Origin of the sequence: Nocardia terpenica (assembly GCF_013186535.1) — a bacterium.
GTDB classification, from domain to species: domain Bacteria; phylum Actinomycetota; class Actinomycetes; order Mycobacteriales; family Mycobacteriaceae; genus Nocardia; species Nocardia terpenica.
Genome location: NZ_JABMCZ010000003.1, coordinates 894,474 through 912,081, shown reverse-complemented (window position 1 = coordinate 912,081; position 17,608 = coordinate 894,474). Strand labels below are relative to the sequence as shown.

The window sequence follows — 17,608 nt, the reverse complement described above, 5'->3', positions numbered from 1 at the left end:
ACCAGATGACCGTCAGCAAGTTCCGGGGGGCGGCGGTGGCGGCCGCCGTGGCGATAATGGTCGCGATTCTGACCGCCGTGCAGTCGGGGACGGCGGTGGCAGTGCCCGTGCAGCCTGCGCTCCCCTTTCCTGTACCGCCGATGCCACCCGAATTCGACCCGTCCTTCTACTCACCCCCGCCCGACGTGGTCGCGGCCAAGAAGCCGGGGGAGATCATTGCCGCGCGTGAGGTGCATCTGGGCTTCTACTCGGTGATCCCGCTGAATATCGATGCCTGGCAGTTGTCGTTCCGCTCCACCAATACTCGCGACGAGCCGATCGCGGCGGTGACGACGGTGATGAAGCCGCGCGGCGACAACGGTGGCGCGCCGCGCAATCTGCTGTCGTACGAGTTCCCGGAGGATTCGAACGCGCAGTACTGCGCGCCCTCCTATGTGCTACAGCAGGCGTCGATCCCGGGAACTATTACCGGGCAGTTCGACATTCCCTTCGAATTCGTCGCGCCGCTGACGGCGCTCGGTGCGGGCTGGGCGGTGGCCATGCCCGATCACGAGGGCCCCAACTCGGCGTTCGCGGCCGGACCGCTCGGCGCGCGGATCACCCTGGACGGCATTCGGGCGGTGGAGAATTTCGCGCCGATGGGGCTGCCGGGCCGCGACACCAAGGTCGGCGTGGCCGGATACTCCGGTGGCGCGATCGTCGCCGGGCACGTGGCCGAGATGCGCAAATCGTATGCGCCCGAGGTGAATATCGTCGGCGTGGCCGAGGGCGGCAATCAGCCGGATCTGCGCAAGACCGTGGAGTTGGCCAACAACAACCTGACCTCGGCGCTGATCCTCAGCGGCCTGCTCGGCGTCGCGCGCGAATACCCGGAGCTGAACCAGTACATCCAGCAGCACATGAACGGATTCGGCAAAGCCCTGATCCCCGTGAAGAATTCGCTGTGCCTGTATTCCGCGGGCATCCTTCCTTTCATGAATCTGGTCGGCCTGTTCGACAATCCGAACGTGTTGTACGACACCGTTCCCAACGAGGTGTTCGACAAGATCCGCCTCGGCCACGCGACACCCGATATGCCGATGTTCATCTATCAGTCCAACCCGGACTGGGCGGCCCCCGTCGGCCCGGTGAACACGGTGGTGAATCAGTACTGTCGCGACCCCGCCGCCCGCGTCCAGTACGTGCGCGACAACTTCAGCGAGCACATCTCCCTCGAAATCATCGGCATGCCACGGGTTTTGCTCTGGTTGAAGGACCGCTTCGACGGCGTGCCGGTGCGGCAGGGCTGCGACATCCACGACGAGGGCTCGATGGCCCTGGACCCCGCGACCTGGCCGGTCTGGTTGCAGGGAGCGGGCACCGTGCTCGCCGGAGTCCTCCAGCAGCGCATCGGGAGCAAGTAGCCGTTCCGGGGTCTCCACAACGTTCGCGGATTCACCGATCCCCCTCCGCAAAAGTAGGCATTTGTGGAGCATTCGTGGGCAACCGTGCGCTGTGTAGCGTGCGAAATGTAGCGGTGAAGCGACGCCTGGGAGGACACCGATCGTGAAGAATCATCTCGTCCGCACGCACCGATCCGCGGAGAGCTTTCCCCGCGAGGAGCACCTGGCGTGGCGGATCGCGGAGGTCGCGGCGGATGCCGTGGAGGTCGCTCCGGAGACGGAGGAGATGATCGTCAACCGGATCATCGACAATGCGGCGGTCGCCGCGGCCGCGCTCACTCGGCGTCCGGTCGCCAATGCCCGGGCGCAGGCGCTGGCCCATCCCTACTCGCCCGGTGCGACCGTCGTCGGCGTCGGCGGCAGGTTCTCGCCCGAGTGGGCGGCGTGGGCCAACGGCGTCGCGGTGCGCGAACTCGACTTCCACGACACCTTTTTGGCCGCCGAGTACTCGCATCCGGGCGACAACATTCCGCCGATCCTGGCCGTCGCCCAGCATGCCGGGCGCTCCGGGCGCGACCTGATCCGCGGCCTGGCAACGGGTTACGAGATCCAGGTGGACCTGGTGCGCGGAATCTGCCTGCACGAGCACAAGATCGACCATGTGGCCCACCTCGGCCCGTCGGCCGCCGCCGGTATCGGCACGCTGCTCGGACTCGGCACCGAGACCATCTACCAGGCCATCGGCCAGGCGCTGCACACCACCACCGCCACCCGGCAGTCCCGCAAGGGCGAGATCTCCAGCTGGAAGGCGTACGCGCCCGCGTTCGCCGGGAAGATGGCCGTGGAGGCCGTGGATCGCGCCCTGCGCGGCGAGGGCGCCCCGGCGCCGATCTGGGAGGGCGAGGACGGCGTGATCGCCCGGCTGCTGGACGGACCCGGGAAGGAGTATTCGGTGCCGCTGCCCGGCCCGCGCGAGCCCAAGCGCGCCATCCTCGACACCTACACCAAGCAGCATTCGGCCGAATACCAGAGCCAGGCCCCGATCGACCTGGCGCGCCGCCTGCGCGAGCGCATCGGCGACCTGGATCAGATCGCGACGATCGTGCTGCACACCAGCCACCACACCCACGTGGTGATCGGCACCGGCTCGAACGATCCGCAGAAGTTCGACCCCGGGGCTTCCCGCGAAACCCTCGACCACTCGGTCATGTACATCTTCGCGGTCGCGCTGCAGGACGGCACCTGGCATCACGAGCGCTCCTACGCGCCCGAGCGCGCGCGGCGGCCCGACACGATCGAGCTGTGGAACAAGATCTCCACCGCCGAGGATCCGGAATGGACCCGCCGCTATCACGCCACCGACCCGGACGAGAAGGCGTTCGGCGCGCGCGCCGAGGTCACGCTGAAGAGCGGCGAGGTCATCGTGGACGAGCTGGCCGTCGCCGACGCGCATCCGCTGGGCGCGCGGCCCTTCGCCCGCGAGCAGTACATCGCCAAGTTCCGCACCCTCGCCGAGGGCGTCGTCGCGCCCGCCGAGCAGGACCGCTTCCTCGAGGTGGCGCAGCGGACCGCCGAACTGTCGCCCGCCGAACTGTCGCAGCTCACCTTCGCCGTCTCCGACGAGGTGCTGGCGCGCGCACCGCACCTGCCGAAGGGACTGTTCCGATGACCGGCCTGCTCGCCGCCGCCACCTCCGCCGCCGACAAGCGCGCCGCGTTCCGCGCGGGCCTGGCCTCGGGCCGCCTCCAGCGCCTGCCCGGTGCGTTCAATCCCTTGGTGGCCAAGCTGATTCAGGAGATCGGCTTCGAGGGCGTGTACGTCTCGGGCGCGGTGCTGTCGGCGGATCTGGCGCTGCCCGATATCGGCCTGACCACCCTCACCGAGGTCGCGGGGCGCGGACAGCAGATCGCGCGGGTCACCGATCTGCCGGTGCTGATCGACGCCGACACGGGCTTCGGCGAGCCGATGAGCGCCGCCCGCACGGTGACCGTGCTCGAGGACGCGGGCATCGCGGGCCTGCACCTGGAGGATCAGGTCAACCCCAAGCGGTGCGGCCATCTCGACGGCAAGGCCGTGGTGCCCACCGCGGACATGGTGCGCCGCCTGCGCGCGGCCGTATCCGCCCGCCACGACCCGAATTTCGTGATCTGCGCGCGCACCGACGCCGCCGGGATCGAGGGCATCGACGCGGCCGTCGAGCGGGCCCGGGCGTACGCGGCGGCCGGGGCGGATCTGATCTTCACCGAAGCCCTCACCACCGCGGCGGAATTCGAGCGGTTCCGCGCGGCGGTCTCGATTCCGTTGCTGGCCAACATGACCGAGTTCGGCAAGTCCGAACTGCTCTCGGCCGCAACGCTGGAGTCGATCGGCTACAACGCCGTCATCTACCCGGTTACCACGCTGCGGCTGGCCATGTACGCCGCCGAGGCCGGGCTGCGGGAGATCTTCGACAAGGGCACGCAGGCAGGGCTTCTGGACCGCATGCAGCACCGCAGCCGCCTCTACGAACTGCTGGAGTACCAGCGCTACAACGAATTCGATTCCGACATCTTCAATTTCACCCTGGGAGGGGATCAGTGATGACGGAGACCGCGACACCGACCATCTCCAAGGGTCTGGCGGGCGTCGTCGTCGACACCACCGCCATCTCCAAGGTGGTGCCGGAAACCAACTCGCTGACCTACCGCGGCTACGCCGTGCAGGATCTGGCCGCCCACTGCAGCTTCGAGCAGGTCGCCTACCTGCTGTGGCACGGGGAACTGCCCACCCACGCCGAGCTCGAGCGGTTCTGCCAGCGGGAGCGGGCATCGCGGCGCGCCGACCGGTCGCTGCTGGCGCTGGTGGCGAAGCTGCCGGAGAACTGCCACCCGATGGACGTGGTGCGCACGGCGATCAGCTACCTCGGCGCGGAGGATCCGGCCGAGGACGACAACTCGGCGAAGGCCAACCGCGCCAAGGCACTTCGCATGATGGCGGTGCTGCCGACCATCGTCGCGGCCGACCACCGCCGCCGGCGCGGCCTGGATCCCATTGCGCCGCACTCACATCTGGGTTTCGCCGAGAACTTCCTGAACATGTGCTTCGGCACGATCCCCGCGCCCGAGCTGGTGCAGGCGTTCGAGGTATCGCTGATCCTGTACGCCGAGCACAGTTTCAACGCCTCCACCTTCGCCGCCCGGGTGGTCACCTCCACGCTCTCGGACATCTACAGCGCGGTCACCGCGGCCATCGGCGCGCTGAAGGGCCCGCTGCACGGCGGCGCCAACGAGGCCGTCATGCACGACATGCTCGAGATCGGCGACCCCGACCTGGCCGAGCCATGGCTGCGAAACAAGCTGTCGCACAAGGAAAAAGTCATGGGCTTCGGCCACCGCGTCTACAAGAACGGCGACTCCCGGGTACCCACCATGAAGAAGGCGTTCCTGGACATCGCCGCCGCCACCGACGGCCAGCGCTGGGTGCGAATATACGACATCCTCGAACGCACCATGCACGAAACCACCGGCATCAAACCCAACCTCGACTTCCCCACCGGCCCCGCCTACTACCTCCTAGGCTTCGACATCGAGACCTTCACCCCCATCTTCGTCCTGAGCCGCATCACCGGCTGGACCGCCCACATCATCGAACAGTCCGAATCCAACACCCTGATCCGCCCCCTGAGCGAATACATCGGGGTACCCCAGCGCACGGTCGTCGCCTGATATTTCAATCCGATTCTGTTCCTCGGCGATCGTCCAGAGCCGTTGTGATCAGATGACGTGCAGCCCTACCGACTACGGCCTGTTTCGCAAGTGTCTGAAACGTCTTCTCGTACAACACGAGTTCGCGTGGCTGGGTGATCGTCAACTCGGCAGTGATGGTCTCCACGAGCACTCGACTTGCGTCGAACATGCAGAAGTTCGACAGGGGCACAACGTATTCGGTGTGCGTGGGGATGATGCCGATCACAACGCGAGGCAGAGCCATGGCGATCAGGAGCCGGTCCAACTGCCCGATCATGATGTCGTCGTCGCCGACGGTGGTGCGCAGGACTTGTTCGGCAAGGATGAAATGGAATCGGTGGTCACCCCGGTACAAGACCTGTTGTCGCTCCATGCGAGCGGCTAGTCCGGCCGCGAGTTCGTCGCGTGAGCCTCGGTAAAAGTCCTGCATCCGTCCGAGTACAGCTTCTGCGTATTGCGGTGTTTGGAGCAAACCCGGTACGACGAAGGGCTCATACCAGCGCATCAGCTTGGTTTCGGATTCCCAGGCGATCGACTGCCGTTGCCGGTGCGGTAGGCGCATCTGCCGCCATTCGAGATATGCGGCTTCGACGTTCCGCAGCGACGCGATCAGGTCAGCGATCTGGTCTTCCGCATCACATGCCCGGCACCATGTCCGTATGTCACTGTCGGTGGGAGTCTGCTGCCCACGTTCGAGTTTCGACACCTTGGACGGTACCCAGCCGGCCGAACGGGATACAGCCCGCGCGGTCAGCCCGGCATCCTTTCGTATGTCCCGGAGCCGTCCCCCTAGGGCTTCCCGGACCTGTTGTACGGCGTAGGTCACCGTTCCGCAGGAACCGTGACGTATTCGGCATACGGAATCGCCAATGACCACACCCGATCTCGGACCGTGCGGATATGCGCCACGATCGCCGGGTCGGTGGTGGTCGCCAGTCCCGCCCCCGCGCCTGCTGGCGTGAACACGCTGAAGGCAACGAGATCATCATCGAAGATCCACCAGTCGTCCCCGGACAGCAATCCAGGGTCGATCTTGTGCCGCGGCAGGTACCGAACATCCTCCCCGGCCTCCACGTTCCGGACGGCGACGGTCAGCGCCCAACGGGTGTAGTCGGTATGGGGGACGGTTACCACGCGAACGCGCCGCATACCCCGACCGTTGCCGGTGAGTTCTCGAACGAGGTTCTCCCAGTCGGAGAACCACGCAAAATCGTCCGGTTCTCCAGCCAGGAACTTGTGGAACGGTTCGTCCTCCTCCGGTGCTGTGTAGCTGTCCTGAAGTTCCAGATGGACTGCTACACGCCAGTCGGCACGGAACAGCCGCGCCATGTCCTCACCGTAGTGGAGTTGCATCCGGTCGAATCTCCTGTCCTACTGGGACTTCCACGCTCGCCTCGTGTGCGGGAAGCTCCATCTGTTCCAGTGCTTCCGAGTCGGTGACCGGCTCACCCGCGAGGGTGAACGTCCCGTGCCCACTATCGTGCAGGATCGTTCCGAGACAGGTACCCGGCTCCAGGAACTCCAGGAGCCGGTGCGGTATCGCTATCTGGTTGTTTCGATCCGTCCTCCAGCCTTGGACCACATACGTCCCCTTATCAGAGGCGTACAAGGTGGGTGACCGACCTCCGTTCGTGCTCTTGCCGAGGAACCTCAATCGCATCGTGGCCTCCCAGTCCAGCGTGTTTCGCGGCGTTTCTCGTCCAACCATCGTCGTCACTCGTGGTGTAGCCAGTCAACGAATCCGGCGAGCGAAAGAAACATCGAGAAACTTTGTGGTGCATGGAATGAAGCAACCCCTAGCGTCAGATGCGGCGCTCGGGCTGGTAGAGCCCGGTCCGGTCCAGTCGACACGATCGAACTCCTGCTCCCCGAGCTGTCCCACCAGCTACCAGACGCAGAGAGGTTGTCATGGCTGCACGTTCGAGGACATTCGTCTTTCCCGGTGGAATGGTGCAAGTCGCCGCCTATGACGATGATGACGAGGACCGGCCGGGGTTTTACCTCGAACTCCACAACCACACCGGGGCCGTGAGCAGTGAGCGCGACGACGGCACCGATGCGGACGAAGAACAAATCGGTTCTCTCGCCTGATGATTCGACGAATCGAACGACTCGAGGCGCAAGGGCGACAGCCCCAGGGGTCACCGGTGGAGGGGACGTGAGCGTTGCCCGGAGCTCCCCCGGACTTGTGAGGGCAAGGAGCTGACGACGAGAGGACCTTCCCGCGCTTCGCCGCCCATGACCTACGGCGCATCGACGCTAGCCTCGGAGTCGCCTCCGGCGCGAACGTGAAGGCGATACGGCGGATGCGGGGGTACGCGTCCGCCGCGATGACGCCGATCTGTTCAACGACGATCCGGAAGCCGTGGCCCGCAAGATGGGGAGGTCGTGGGCAAAGTGTGGGCAGAACCGAAATCCCGGAAGGCCATCACGGGCCAAGAAACCCTCTCCACCTGCACCTTTGAGTGCCTAACCGAGGTGCCCCCGGTCGGGTTCGAACCGACACTGTGCGGATTTTAAGCTTGTTGCTCTTGATGTTTGGGTGTTTTCGGTGGCGTTGGTGATTGATGGTGAATGCTGGCTGACCAGCGTCTTCGTTCGTTGGTTGAGTTGGTGACTTTCGGCGAGCTTGGGCGCTGCTGCGGACTGACTGCGGACTGTGCTGCCTGAGCTCGCTTTTTCGTGGATAGGTTGTCTATCCGCACCCAATGACTACTTCCCCCCGCCCTCCTCATACTGGCCATCCCTCAGCGGAGCTCGTGCGTGTCAAGGGCGCTCTTTCCCTTGACTCGTGCGAGTGGAGCGAGACAATCGGGCCATGAGGAAGGCGGGGGGAACCGAACGTGACCAATGCCCGGCTGCTCAGCCTGACGGAAGCATCCGTCTTCGCCGACCCGGGGCCGAGCCGATTCCCGGGCGCTCGGAGCCTCACGACCACGCCCACCGCTCCGCGGTTGTGGTGCCAAGCGGAATGGGCGAGACGGGCATTGGGAAGCGACGGTCAACTTGCGCCCGCCGCGACACTCCGGCCGCCGGAACGGAGCGGGCGCAGTGAAGGCGAGCCGTGGTGTGGCGCGGCGGGCGCGCAGCGCCCGCCCGCGCCCCTTGATCCTGTATAGCCAAATTCGGCAAGCACTACGCGAACGGTGATGGTGGGGTGTGGGAGAGCGAGGCGAGAACGGGACGCGAATCGGCCGAATCGCTGGTCGGGGGACCCGAGGAGAATCCGGTCAGTGGATGGAAGTTGCTGCGTTGCAACGGTTCTTGTCGTCGCGGTGGCGTAGGGTGATGGCACCTCCGGCCGAGGGGCGGTGGACTTGGTCCACACACCGCGCCCAGGAAGGAGGTGGTGGGGGATGGCGAAACATCGCCGGAAAACGAGCGAGGCTCCGGTCGATTACGGCCTCATGCTTGCAGGCTGTGCCGTAGTCGCCGGAGCGCTCATCTTGGTCCGCTGGTTGCGGCGGGCTAGGTAACCCACCAAGGTGGGGCGTCGGTCGACTCCGGCGTCCCACCGCCAGCATCACTCGCGTGATAGAGACAAGGTTACACATTCACCGTGATGCAGCGTAGTGCCAGTGTGGGAAGTCGTCAGCGAGTGCCATGGCTCGGCGCTGAATGACTGTTCGGCGCGCGGTGAGATCATCTTCGTTAGCATGTGCGGCCTGGGCGGTCGTCTGACCTGGCCACTTGCGGTATAGGAGGCCAACATCGGCTGAGAAGTAGCCATCGGCTACTGCGTTGGCAGCCAACAAAAGACCGGTGTCCTCGGATGCGGGGAGAGCCATCCATCCGCCCAAGGCAAGAACCAACTGGGTGCGGATGCACATGGTTGTCGGATGGACCTGCGCACGGAAATTGTGTGTTCGCCAGTGTTGGAGGACAGCACCGCGGGGGACGATTCCCTCGGGGGGGTCATTATCGAACCCGAGTGTCGAGCCATCAGGCAAGAGATCGAGAACCCGTGAGGTGGTCCAACCGATATCAAATCGCTCTAGAGCACTGATATCGCGCATGAGACTTCCGTCAGTCAGTTGATCATCCGCATCAAGGACCTTGACCAGCTCGCCATTGACCCTGCCGAGAGCCAGCGTACGTGCTACACCTGGCCCGCCGTGACGGCCGACTGCGAAGCGAATTCGGTCATCGTCGGGTAGTGCGCTGACGATATCGGTTTCGTTGAGTCCGTCTGCCTGAATGATCCACTCCCAGGTCCATCCTGTGGGAAGTTGTTGTGCGACAAGAGATTTGTACGCATCTGCAACGTACTCAGGAACGGCATTGTATACGGGAGTAACAATCGAGATGAGGTGGCTCACTTGGATGACCTTTCGACCCATGGGGCGAGCTGGGTGGTGTAGACGAGCTGAGTTCGGTCCCCCGGAAGGATCACGTCGGCCACTTCGACTACACGGCCGTCTGTGTCTATGGAGATCTTCCTCAGGTCGAACACGGCGCTCCCTTCGAGAGAAATTCCCAACTCACTGGCTTCGCGTGCGGTTGGCGGGCGGGCCTCGACTTCCTCGGTAATCTTCGCGACTTCGATGCCAACCGTGAATAGCTGATGTTGCGTTCCTCCAGGCCAGGGCTCGTTGGAGTCGTCTAGCAAGTCCGGATTTTGCTCCACCATGTCATAGACCAGGTACGAGCGGCTGAGATTGAACGGTGCGTCATCACCACGCGGTCTTGTGCGGTAGTCACGCTGAAGGAGCTTCGTGCCGACTGGAACGCCGAATGCGTCGGCGAGGTCGTCAGTCGCTTTCGTTGTCGTGTAGTGAGCGCTGAATGACAAGTCGGGCAAGGTAAGTCCGGTGTCGCGCTCGGTGGCGCCAGTCGTTCGACGGACCGAGTCGGATTCGTGAACGCGGTTCTTCTCCCACTGATAGCGCTCATCGGTGCGTCGCACCTTGACGCGTGGTGTTCGGACGAAGGTGCCAATGCCATGCTTGGCCTCAACGAGACCTTCGGCCCGCAAGACTGCCAACGCCTGCCGCACGGTGGGAGGGCTGACCTTGTACTGCTCGACCAGAGCGGCCTCCCCAGGAACGCGATCGCTGGGTCGTAGCTCACCACTCACGATGCGTGCTCGCAGCTCATCTGCGATTAGCTCGTACTTCGCTGGCATAGCGACTCCGTTTCTTGTGACGACTCGGCTCATCTTATGTCCTCTGTAGGTCTTGACTCCTATAGAGGTCTGATCTACTGTCCTCTATAGAACAGCTCCTATAGAGAACAGAAGAACAAGGAGGACTATTCCGTGGCTATCAAGAAGGGACAGCGGTTCCCGATCCCGTTCGATATCGCGTTCCCGCAGGGTGCTGCGTTGATTGGCGAGATCGAGAAGGTCATGAAGTTCAACGAGCGTCGTCGGCAGTACACCGATGAGCAGGACACCGACGAGGAGACGCGTCTCCCGAAGTGGAAAGCCCGGCTGATGGACTTGTCGGAGGGTATCCGGGGTACCGATTCGGGTATCGACCTGGTGTTTCTGGCTCCGGTGCAGCCGGTTCCGCAGGGGCAGGAGGTGCTGCCGGGCGTGCGTCCGGTGGTCCTGGAGAACCTGATGGTGCAGCCGCGCGCCACGCTGGCGGGCCAGTTCCCGAAACTCATTTATTCGTACTTCGCGACCGGTATCGCGGGTGACACCTCGGGTGCCAAGCAGGCTCCGGCGAATCCGGGTGCGTCGCGTCCGGCTCGTGGTGACGAGAAGGTTGCGTGATCGCGATGGCGTACATGAGCACGTTCAACAGCAGCGGCCTGGAGGGTTTCGAGGTCGAGTACGACCCGGCTCACCTGGATGACGGTCGTCGTCAGCCTGCTTACGTCCGTATTCACCTGACCGGTACCGACGCGCATGTCGGGATGCAGATCGAGGAGGCCCGGCAGCTGGCCACCACGTTGCAGAACGTGATCATGCTGCACGACTCGGCGGAGCGCTTGGCCGCTGAGAAGGCGGTCGGCGGCGGGGAGTCCGATTCGGTATCGCAGCCGGTCACTGATAAGGCGGTGGCGTGATGCGTCCGGATGTGTGGATGCAGGTTGATTCGCGGAATCGCCTGGCCGATACCGAGATATCGGTTGGTTTCGATGATCAGCTGAGTGTAGTGGTTATCGAGATCGGTTCGGGCACTGTCTATTTGGGTGTTTCGCGTGCACTGCTGCTGGCGTTGGACCTGCTGGCGGTCGGTGAGCGGCTGAACGGTCACCCGGTCGCCGGAAAGGCGGTGGCGTGATGCAGCTGTATGCGCTTGCCGACTGGTCGGTAGTGGTGGTCTCGTTCGCGGCGGTGTCGGCGCTGGTCGGTGTCGTGCTGGGCAGGCTGTTCACGTTGACGCACCGGGTCGACTCGCTCGAAGGCTGGTTCGGTGAGGTCCGGTGGGAACTGCTGGCGCGGGAACAGGCCGATGACATGCAGATGATGCGTGAGCGGATGCAGGATATCGAGGACGCCTTGTCTCGGTTCGAGGACCCGGTCCGGTTCGGTGGTGGAGTAGATGTTCACCGCTGAGCGGGGGATGTTGGCAGCGCGGGTGTTCGCGGTCGTGGTGATCGTGGGCGTCGGCGCTGCCGCGTTCCGCCTGTCCTTCGCTACTCTGCGGGATCTGGCTGTGCTGGCGCATATCCCGGCCTCGGATGCGTGGTTGTTCCCGCTGGTCATCGACGGCACGATCGTGCAGGCGACGGCGGGGGCGCTGGTGCTGGCCAAGTCTCGGGAGCGGGTGTTTTTCCTGCGGGTGCTGGTGGTGGGTGCGCTGGTGTCGGTGGCGGGCAACAGTATTCACGCGGTGGCTGCCGGTCGGCCGCTTCCGGCGTGGATGTGCGCGGTCGTGGCGGCGGTCGCTCCGGTCTCGCTGCTGGTCGACACGCATGGTCTCGCGGTGCTTTTCCGTGCCGCGCAACGCATTCCGGCTCCCGTGGCCGCTCCGGAACCGGTTACCGAGCCCGGTGCAGTGGTGGAGCCTGACCCGCAACCCGAACCCGAACTCGTTGTCTCGCCTGCCTCGCAGCCGGAGCCTGTGTCGTCGCGTCCGGTTCGTCCGCGTCGGTCTGCGTGGCCGGTGCAGGCGGACATGCTGCCTCTGGAAGGGGTTCCTGCGTAATGAAACCCACTGATTCTGATCGCTGGTATTGGAAACCGTCTCCCGTGCTGGACTTTCAGCGGGTGCGGGTGGCTGCCGACAACGGCCGTCTCCGCACCACGTGCGAGGTGTTCGCCCGTTACCGCTGCGAGGTCGGTGAGGTGCAGCTGACCTTGCACAAGGAGCAGGCGTTCGCGGTGGTGGTGCATCTGGGGATGTCCGTGGATGACGCGCTTGCGGTCTACGGGGTGCTCGGGGCCGCGCTGCAAGACGCTCTCGATTCCCGGCACGACACGGATGCGCCGTCCCCGTGCCAACTTGTTTCACCAATCAAAGTCGTTGCCGCCCAGGAGGTGCGGCGAAATGAACACGAATGAATTCGAACCAACCGTGGTCGTGCGTGATCTGCACGGCGTGAATGCGTCGGTGCTCGGCATTTTCGCGACTGCGGCGGTCGGGGTCGCGGTCGTGCTGGCGTTCGGCTCACACTCCGGCCTCGATCCCGTGCATCCGGTAGCGGCGGTGTCCAAGCCCACACCCGTGGCTGAAACATCCACCGCGCCAACCACTTCGGGCTGCTGGATGTTCTGCAATGAGCCGTCTTTGCCGCCGGTGCAGGATTCGCGGGGCTGCCGCCTGTTCTGCGAGCTGGGCACCGCCCAGGGACGGAGTGAATGGCCATGACTGTGATCACCATGGTTCCGGTCGCTGTGGCAGCGGGAGGCGCGTTGGGGTTGTTCGCCCGCATGTGCGTCTGGCGTCGCTCGCCTGTCTCGGCCCATCCTCGGCCGGTGGCGCGGATTCTTGATGAGGCTCCGGCGGTGTTGCGTTCGGCGGTCCTGCATTTCGCGGTCACAGCGTTCGCGCGCCGTATGTTCACCGATCTCGGTTTGGGGTCGCCCGCGAAGGGGTTCCCGACCGTGGCGTCGTGGGATTACGACCGGCACGGTCTGGCGGTGGAGCTGCTGATGCTGGGTGGTCAGTCGCTGGCGGATTGGTCGGAGGAGAAGACCCTCGCGGCGATGGCCGATTACGTGGGGGTGCCGCAGGTGGTAGCGTCGTCGCCTGCTCCGGGCTGGGTCCGTCTCCAAGTGAGAGTCAACGACACTCTCGCGGCTGCGGCAACGAGGTCGGCAGCTGCCCCCGATGATGTGGACTTGGAGGCGGTCCCGGTCGGTCTGCGCGAGGACGGCGACCTGTGGCTGCTGCGCATCCTCTACGCCCACATCCTTCTCGCCGGTGCCACCGGTTCCGGGAAGGGCTCGGTGTTGTGGTCGATCCTGAACGGGATCGGTCCCGCCATCAAGGCAAAGCTTGTGGATGTCCGGCTGGCGGACCCGAAGGGCGGTGTGGAGTTCGGGCGCGGCGAGGATCGGCTGTTCACCCGGTTCGCCACCGACGCGATTTCCATCATGGATCTGCTCAAAGAAGCTGTCCGCGAGTTGGATGAGCGGCTGGCTCGGATGCGTAAGGCCGGTATCCGCAAACTCGTTCCCTCGGTGGACGAGCCGCTGATCCTGATCATCATCGATGAGGCGGCGTCGCTGTCGTCGTACGCCACCCGAGACGAGCGCGAAGAGTTCCGGCAATTGACCGGACTGCTGCTGTCCAAGGGTCGGGCCGCTGGTGTGTCGGTGGTGTCGGCGTTGCAGGACCCGTCCAAGGAGACCATGCCCAACCGGCAGCTGTTCCCGGTCCGGATCGGCCTGCGCCTGGACGAGCCGACCCAGGTGGCCATGGTCCACGGCCAGGGTGCCCGCGATCGTGGTGCCCGCTGCGACAAGATCTCCGAATTCACTGCCGGTGTCGGCTATGTCGGTGAGGACGGCACCACCGAGTTCGTGCGGGTGCGCGCGTTCTGGATCAGCGACGACCAGGCCGACCTGATCGTCGACATGTACAGCCCCGACCAGCCCGACATGGCTCCGGCCGCTGACTACAGCGACTTCGACCCCGACGACCTCGGTGACGACGACCCGGGCGACGGTATGGCGGTGGCGGCATGAACGGCGGTGCAGTGCGCGTGGGCGCGGTGATGCTGAGTGTGTCGGGTGACTCGGAAGCCGTTGCGGGAGTGCTGGATTGGTTGCGTGCGTCGGTCGCTGGTTACGACATGGCGTTGACAGCCGAGACGGTGCACGTGGCCGATGGGCAGGCCCATGCGGGGGTGGAGATCATGCTGCCGGACTATCCGCCGTCGTGCTCGGAGGACGGTCTGCACGAGTTCGCCTGGAATCGGGAAGAAGCCGTCGACATGTGTGTGCTGTGCGGCCGAACTGCTCGGGAGGTGCGGTCGTGAAGTCCGGATTGGTGACCGAGACCTGCGTGATCGCCTACTGCTCCGAGTGCGGGGATGCGTTCGGCACCGAACTGGGCTGCGGGCATCCGCTGCTGTTCGACTCGGTGGATGAGGCCATCGCGTTCCTGACCGATCGGGTCACCGCGGCGGGATGGCTGTTCGACGGTGAGCGCCTCGCGTGTGACGGCTGCCTGACGGCGATGGTCTGCGAAACCAAGGGCCACGAGTGGGGCGACTGGCAGCCCTACAGCCCCGTCGTGCGGCTGGGTGAGCTGCGCTGGTGCGAGCACTGCGGCGAGATCGAAACCAGGGAGATCCGATGAACCACAACCATTTTCATGCTGATTCCGATGCCGATCTCGAGGACCGGATCTGGCTGCGGCGCTGGGCCGAACGGCGCGGCATCTCCGGCGCGCTGGCTCCCGAGGACGAACCGGAGGCATGGGCCGCATGACCACCAGGAAGAAGACGGACGACACGAAAAATGCTGCGCGCCAGGTGAATCCGATTGTCGCCGAGGCGGCCGATCAGGTTCGCCAGGCCAAGGGCCGCCAGCGCAAATCCAAAGGTGTTCCGCGCTGGGGCTGCCCCGGTCAGCTGGATTTGTTCACGCGAGAGGAGCTGAGGAACCGATGACTCACGCACGAAACACGCAGTCGGGCACCGATTCTGCGATCGAGGATGTGCTGGCGGTGGTCGGTCACGTGCTGCTGGGCCTGGTGCGAGCGCTGCTGGTGGTGGTGTGGTGGGCGGTGTTGTTCCCGATGATCTCGGTTCCGGTCGGGGTCGCGGTGGCGGTGTGGGTGCTGGTGGGTTGGCAGGCTGGGGTCGCGGTTGCCGGGGTGTCGGTCGCGGGGATCATGCTCGTGCGCGTCAAGCGTCGGGAGATGTTCGAGCGGCTGGTCACCCAGCGGGCGCGTGCCCGGTTCCTGACCTGGTGGCGCTACACCCGACGCTGGACCACGCTCCTGGATCACTGCGGCCTGACTCGCCGTGAGGGCGGTGTCGTGGTCGCCTGTCCGCTTCTGCGCAGTGTCCGTATCGGTGCCACGGTCGATCGGCTCCAGGTGAAGATGCTGGCCGGTCAGTGCCCCGCCGACTACGAGAACCGTAGCGAGCATCTGGCGCATGCCTTCGGTGCTCTGGACTGCCGGGTCGTGTTCGTCGGTCCCGGACTGTTCGAGCTGACGTTCCGCCGTGGTGACGCACTGGCCGAGCCGATCACCGTTCCCGCTCGGCATCTGGGACTGCCCCGGAATTCGGCAACCGACACCACCGGGAAGGAGGCCGCGTAGATGATCGGCGAGGACCTCGCCGTCGTCGGGGGCGATTCTGCTGGGCACCTGCCTGGCGGGGTCGCCCCTGCCGGGGCTGTGACCATGCAGGATTCGCAGCGGGTGACTGCCGCGCAGCGTCGGGCGTTGCCGAAGCTGGCCGATATCGCCGACGCGGTGGCCGAGAAGTGGGGTGTGTGTAAGCGCCCGATCCCGATGCGCGCGTTCAATCCCGACACCGGCGAAACGAAATACGTTGGGGCAGCGTGCAAATCGACGCGTGCGTCGGACTGCCCGAGCTGCGCGGCAAAGGCTCGTGCGCTGCGGGTGACGCAGTGCCGTGAGGGCTGGCACCTGGAGAACGAACCGGTCAGCGACCGTAATCCACCTACCGAACAGCAGCAGGCATTGCTGACCGCCCGTGCCGATCTGCTGGCCGAGTACACCGTGGCCCGCGAACTCGGTGATGAGCAGACCGCCGACGGCTTCCGGGAGGTGATCGCGGACCTGGATCGGGAACTGCGCGCTACCGGCCTGTCGGGGCGGATTCCGGGGATCGACGCCCAGCCTCGCAAACGGCGGACCCGTTCCACCAAACGTCGCCAGGATGTTGCGGACCTGCCCCGCAAGAAGATCGACAAATCCACGCTCGGCCGCCGGTTCGCCGGTAAGCATCGGCCCTCGATGTTCATGACGGTCACGATGCCCTCCTACGGGGCCTGCCACCGTGACGGCGCGATCGACAAGCGCGGCAAGGTGTGCGGGGACGGCTCCCCGGTGGACCCGGACACCTACGACTACCGCCGCGCTGCCCGTGACGCGGTGTTCTTCCCGATGCTGTTCGACCAGTTCATGAAGAACTGGCGGCGCTGCACCGGTCGGGATGTGCAGTACTTCGCCACCGTGGAACCGCAACGGCGGGCCGCACCGCACGCGCACATCGCGATCCGGGGCACCGACCCGCACGTGCTGATCGATCAGATCATCGCCGGGACCTACCGCCAGGTGTGGTGGCCGCACTTCGACCACGAGCAGTACACCGACGACCGGATGCCGGTCTGGGACCACGCCGCCGGCACTTTCACCGACCCCGATACCGGGTATGTGCTGCCGGGCTTCGATGACGCGTTGGCGTTGATGGATGAGGTGGACGACCTCGAACCCGCGCACGTGGTCCGGTGGGGTGTGCAGATCGACCATCAGGACATCGGCGCCACCGATCCCGATGGGGAAGCGGGTCCGGTTCGTGCGGGCAAGGCCAAGGGTGTGCTCGGCGACACCGAGGACGCGGGCCAGCTGATCGGCTACCTGACCAAATACCTCACCAAATCCATCGGCGAAGTCCTCGAAGCACCCAACGAACGCACCCGTCGTCACTACGAGCGCCTGCACGCAGAACTTCAGCGGACACCGTGCTCACCCACCTGTGCGGTGTGGCTGCGCTACGGCATCGTCCCCCGCAACGCGACGGCCAAGACCCAGCCGGGACGCTGCAAGGGCAAGGCCCACCGCCGTGACACCCTCGGTTTGCGGGGTCGGCGGGTGCTGGTGTCGCGCCGCTGGAGCAATAAGACCCTGCCCGATCACAAGGCCGATCGCATCGAATTCGTTCGGCAAGTCCTCGCCGCGGTCGGCATCGCCAAATCCGAACAGGCCCACCGCTGGGTGGTCCGGCTCACCGAACCCGGTGACACCGACATCCCACCGCGTGAGCAACTGATCATGTCCGCCATCGCGCAACGATCGGTGTGGCACAACGAATACCAAACCGCCAAAGCAGCGATAACCGATCCACCAGGGCCGCAACAAGTTTCGGCAACAAACACAGCAGCATAGGGGAGGAGCTGAC

At 65.1% G+C, this 17,608-nt stretch carries 23 protein-coding genes; 19 read left to right on the top strand and 4 right to left on the bottom strand.

Going from position 1 to position 17,608, the window contains the following annotated elements:
* Nucleotides 1-5: 5 nt before the first annotated feature.
* The 4 genes from HPY32_RS25790 (at nt 6) to HPY32_RS25775 (ending at nt 5,086) form a co-directional block, all read left to right on the top strand.
* A complete protein-coding gene (locus tag HPY32_RS25790; RefSeq protein ID WP_067576581.1) occupies nt 6-1,403 on the top strand; it encodes a lipase family protein in 1,398 nt (465 codons plus the stop codon).
* Nucleotides 1,404-1,545: 142 nt separating this feature from the next.
* Nucleotides 1,546-3,051, top strand: a complete 1,506-nt coding sequence (gene prpD, locus HPY32_RS25785) for a 2-methylcitrate dehydratase PrpD (protein WP_067576577.1) — start codon at nt 1,546-1,548, stop codon at nt 3,049-3,051.
* The gene (prpB, locus tag HPY32_RS25780) at nt 3,048-3,962 is read left to right on the top strand and encodes a methylisocitrate lyase (protein WP_067576575.1); all 915 of its coding nucleotides are present in this window, start codon (nt 3,048-3,050) and stop codon (nt 3,960-3,962) included. The genes prpD and prpB overlap by 4 nt, the downstream gene beginning before the upstream one ends.
* Nucleotides 3,962-5,086, top strand: coding sequence for a bifunctional 2-methylcitrate synthase/citrate synthase (locus HPY32_RS25775; RefSeq protein ID WP_067576573.1), 1,125 nt, complete (start codon nt 3,962-3,964; stop codon nt 5,084-5,086). Before prpB ends, HPY32_RS25775 begins: the two co-directional genes overlap by 1 nt.
* Nucleotides 5,087-5,090: 4 nt before the next feature.
* On the opposite strand, the gene HPY32_RS25770 is transcribed toward HPY32_RS25775, so the two are convergent.
* A complete protein-coding gene (locus tag HPY32_RS25770) occupies nt 5,091-5,933 on the bottom strand; it encodes a helix-turn-helix domain-containing protein (protein WP_067576571.1) in 843 nt (280 codons plus the stop codon).
* Nucleotides 5,930-6,460 carry a DUF6879 family protein gene (locus HPY32_RS25765; protein ID WP_067576570.1) on the bottom strand — a complete coding sequence of 177 codons (531 nt, stop codon included), beginning with the start codon at nt 6,458-6,460 and terminating at the stop codon, nt 5,930-5,932. The genes HPY32_RS25770 and HPY32_RS25765 overlap by 4 nt, the downstream gene beginning before the upstream one ends.
* 555 nt (nt 6,461-7,015) lie before the next feature.
* On the opposite strand from HPY32_RS25765, the gene HPY32_RS25760 reads away from it, so the two are divergent.
* Entirely contained in the window at nt 7,016-7,198 is a 183-nt protein-coding gene (locus tag HPY32_RS25760; RefSeq protein WP_156673742.1) for a hypothetical protein, read from the top strand.
* Between the two features lie 1,463 nt (nt 7,199-8,661).
* On the opposite strand, the gene HPY32_RS25755 is transcribed toward HPY32_RS25760, so the two are convergent.
* Nucleotides 8,662-9,426 carry a glycosyltransferase family 2 protein gene (locus HPY32_RS25755; protein WP_082870391.1) on the bottom strand — a complete coding sequence of 255 codons (765 nt, stop codon included), beginning with the start codon at nt 9,424-9,426 and terminating at the stop codon, nt 8,662-8,664.
* Complete coding sequence (locus HPY32_RS25750) at nt 9,423-10,232, bottom strand: GntR family transcriptional regulator (protein ID WP_067576568.1); 810 nt, start codon at nt 10,230-10,232, stop codon at nt 9,423-9,425. The genes HPY32_RS25755 and HPY32_RS25750 overlap by 4 nt, the downstream gene beginning before the upstream one ends.
* A 132-nt stretch (nt 10,233-10,364) precedes the next feature.
* On the opposite strand from HPY32_RS25750, the gene HPY32_RS25745 reads away from it, so the two are divergent.
* The 14 genes from HPY32_RS25745 (at nt 10,365) to HPY32_RS25685 (ending at nt 17,595) form a co-directional block, all read left to right on the top strand.
* Entirely contained in the window at nt 10,365-10,826 is a 462-nt protein-coding gene (locus HPY32_RS25745; protein ID WP_067576566.1) for a hypothetical protein, read from the top strand.
* The gene (locus HPY32_RS25740) at nt 10,823-11,122 is read left to right on the top strand and encodes a hypothetical protein (RefSeq protein WP_067576565.1); all 300 of its coding nucleotides are present in this window, start codon (nt 10,823-10,825) and stop codon (nt 11,120-11,122) included. The genes HPY32_RS25745 and HPY32_RS25740 overlap by 4 nt, the downstream gene beginning before the upstream one ends.
* Complete coding sequence (locus HPY32_RS25735) at nt 11,119-11,340, top strand: hypothetical protein (RefSeq protein WP_156673741.1); 222 nt, start codon at nt 11,119-11,121, stop codon at nt 11,338-11,340. The genes HPY32_RS25740 and HPY32_RS25735 overlap by 4 nt, the downstream gene beginning before the upstream one ends.
* Nucleotides 11,337-11,615: a hypothetical protein gene (locus tag HPY32_RS25730; RefSeq protein ID WP_156673740.1), complete on the top strand. Its 279-nt coding sequence runs from the start codon at nt 11,337-11,339 to the stop codon at nt 11,613-11,615. The genes HPY32_RS25735 and HPY32_RS25730 overlap by 4 nt, the downstream gene beginning before the upstream one ends.
* The gene (locus HPY32_RS25725; protein ID WP_231951239.1) at nt 11,602-12,207 is read left to right on the top strand and encodes a DUF2637 domain-containing protein; all 606 of its coding nucleotides are present in this window, start codon (nt 11,602-11,604) and stop codon (nt 12,205-12,207) included. Before HPY32_RS25730 ends, HPY32_RS25725 begins: the two co-directional genes overlap by 14 nt.
* Nucleotides 12,207-12,563 (top strand): hypothetical protein, encoded by a 357-nt coding sequence (locus HPY32_RS25720; protein WP_156673739.1) that lies wholly within the window; start codon nt 12,207-12,209, stop codon nt 12,561-12,563. The genes HPY32_RS25725 and HPY32_RS25720 overlap by 1 nt, the downstream gene beginning before the upstream one ends.
* A gap of 19 nt (nt 12,564-12,582) precedes the next feature.
* Nucleotides 12,583-12,870: a hypothetical protein gene (locus tag HPY32_RS25715; RefSeq protein WP_156673738.1), complete on the top strand. Its 288-nt coding sequence runs from the start codon at nt 12,583-12,585 to the stop codon at nt 12,868-12,870.
* A 107-nt stretch (nt 12,871-12,977) separates the two neighbouring features.
* Nucleotides 12,978-14,192, top strand: a complete 1,215-nt coding sequence (locus HPY32_RS25710) for an FtsK/SpoIIIE domain-containing protein (protein WP_067576554.1) — start codon at nt 12,978-12,980, stop codon at nt 14,190-14,192.
* Complete coding sequence (locus HPY32_RS25705; protein ID WP_067576552.1) at nt 14,189-14,485, top strand: hypothetical protein; 297 nt, start codon at nt 14,189-14,191, stop codon at nt 14,483-14,485. The genes HPY32_RS25710 and HPY32_RS25705 overlap by 4 nt, the downstream gene beginning before the upstream one ends.
* Nucleotides 14,482-14,808, top strand: coding sequence for a hypothetical protein (locus HPY32_RS25700; RefSeq protein WP_067576550.1), 327 nt, complete (start codon nt 14,482-14,484; stop codon nt 14,806-14,808). Before HPY32_RS25705 ends, HPY32_RS25700 begins: the two co-directional genes overlap by 4 nt.
* The gene (locus HPY32_RS45765; RefSeq protein WP_269456460.1) at nt 14,805-14,939 is read left to right on the top strand and encodes a hypothetical protein; all 135 of its coding nucleotides are present in this window, start codon (nt 14,805-14,807) and stop codon (nt 14,937-14,939) included. The genes HPY32_RS25700 and HPY32_RS45765 overlap by 4 nt, the downstream gene beginning before the upstream one ends.
* Nucleotides 14,936-15,121: a hypothetical protein gene (locus HPY32_RS25695; protein ID WP_082871003.1), complete on the top strand. Its 186-nt coding sequence runs from the start codon at nt 14,936-14,938 to the stop codon at nt 15,119-15,121. Before HPY32_RS45765 ends, HPY32_RS25695 begins: the two co-directional genes overlap by 4 nt.
* The gene (locus HPY32_RS25690) at nt 15,118-15,780 is read left to right on the top strand and encodes a hypothetical protein (RefSeq protein WP_082870390.1); all 663 of its coding nucleotides are present in this window, start codon (nt 15,118-15,120) and stop codon (nt 15,778-15,780) included. The genes HPY32_RS25695 and HPY32_RS25690 overlap by 4 nt, the downstream gene beginning before the upstream one ends.
* Nucleotides 15,781-17,595: a replication initiator gene (locus HPY32_RS25685; RefSeq protein WP_082870389.1), complete on the top strand. Its 1,815-nt coding sequence runs from the start codon at nt 15,781-15,783 to the stop codon at nt 17,593-17,595. It abuts the gene before it with no gap.
* Nucleotides 17,596-17,608 lie beyond the last annotated feature (13 nt).

Coding starts and splice junctions, on each gene's coding strand:
- HPY32_RS25790 (WP_067576581.1), top strand. CDS start 6: ATGACCGTCAGCAAGTTCCGGGGGGCGGCGGTGGCGGCCGCCGTGGCG.
- prpB (WP_067576575.1), top strand. CDS start 3,048: ATGACCGGCCTGCTCGCCGCCGCCACCTCCGCCGCCGACAAGCGCGCC.
- HPY32_RS25775 (WP_067576573.1), top strand. CDS start 3,962: ATGACGGAGACCGCGACACCGACCATCTCCAAGGGTCTGGCGGGCGTC.
- HPY32_RS25765 (WP_067576570.1), bottom strand. CDS start 6,460: ATGCAACTCCACTACGGTGAGGACATGGCGCGGCTGTTCCGTGCCGAC.
- HPY32_RS25760 (WP_156673742.1), top strand. CDS start 7,016: ATGGCTGCACGTTCGAGGACATTCGTCTTTCCCGGTGGAATGGTGCAA.
- HPY32_RS25750 (WP_067576568.1), bottom strand. CDS start 10,232: ATGCCAGCGAAGTACGAGCTAATCGCAGATGAGCTGCGAGCACGCATC.
- HPY32_RS25725 (WP_231951239.1), top strand. CDS start 11,602: ATGTTCACCGCTGAGCGGGGGATGTTGGCAGCGCGGGTGTTCGCGGTC.
- HPY32_RS25720 (WP_156673739.1), top strand. CDS start 12,207: ATGAAACCCACTGATTCTGATCGCTGGTATTGGAAACCGTCTCCCGTG.
- HPY32_RS25705 (WP_067576552.1), top strand. CDS start 14,189: ATGAACGGCGGTGCAGTGCGCGTGGGCGCGGTGATGCTGAGTGTGTCG.
- HPY32_RS45765 (WP_269456460.1), top strand. CDS start 14,805: ATGAACCACAACCATTTTCATGCTGATTCCGATGCCGATCTCGAGGAC.
- HPY32_RS25695 (WP_082871003.1), top strand. CDS start 14,936: ATGACCACCAGGAAGAAGACGGACGACACGAAAAATGCTGCGCGCCAG.
- HPY32_RS25690 (WP_082870390.1), top strand. CDS start 15,118: ATGACTCACGCACGAAACACGCAGTCGGGCACCGATTCTGCGATCGAG.
- HPY32_RS25685 (WP_082870389.1), top strand. CDS start 15,781: ATGATCGGCGAGGACCTCGCCGTCGTCGGGGGCGATTCTGCTGGGCAC.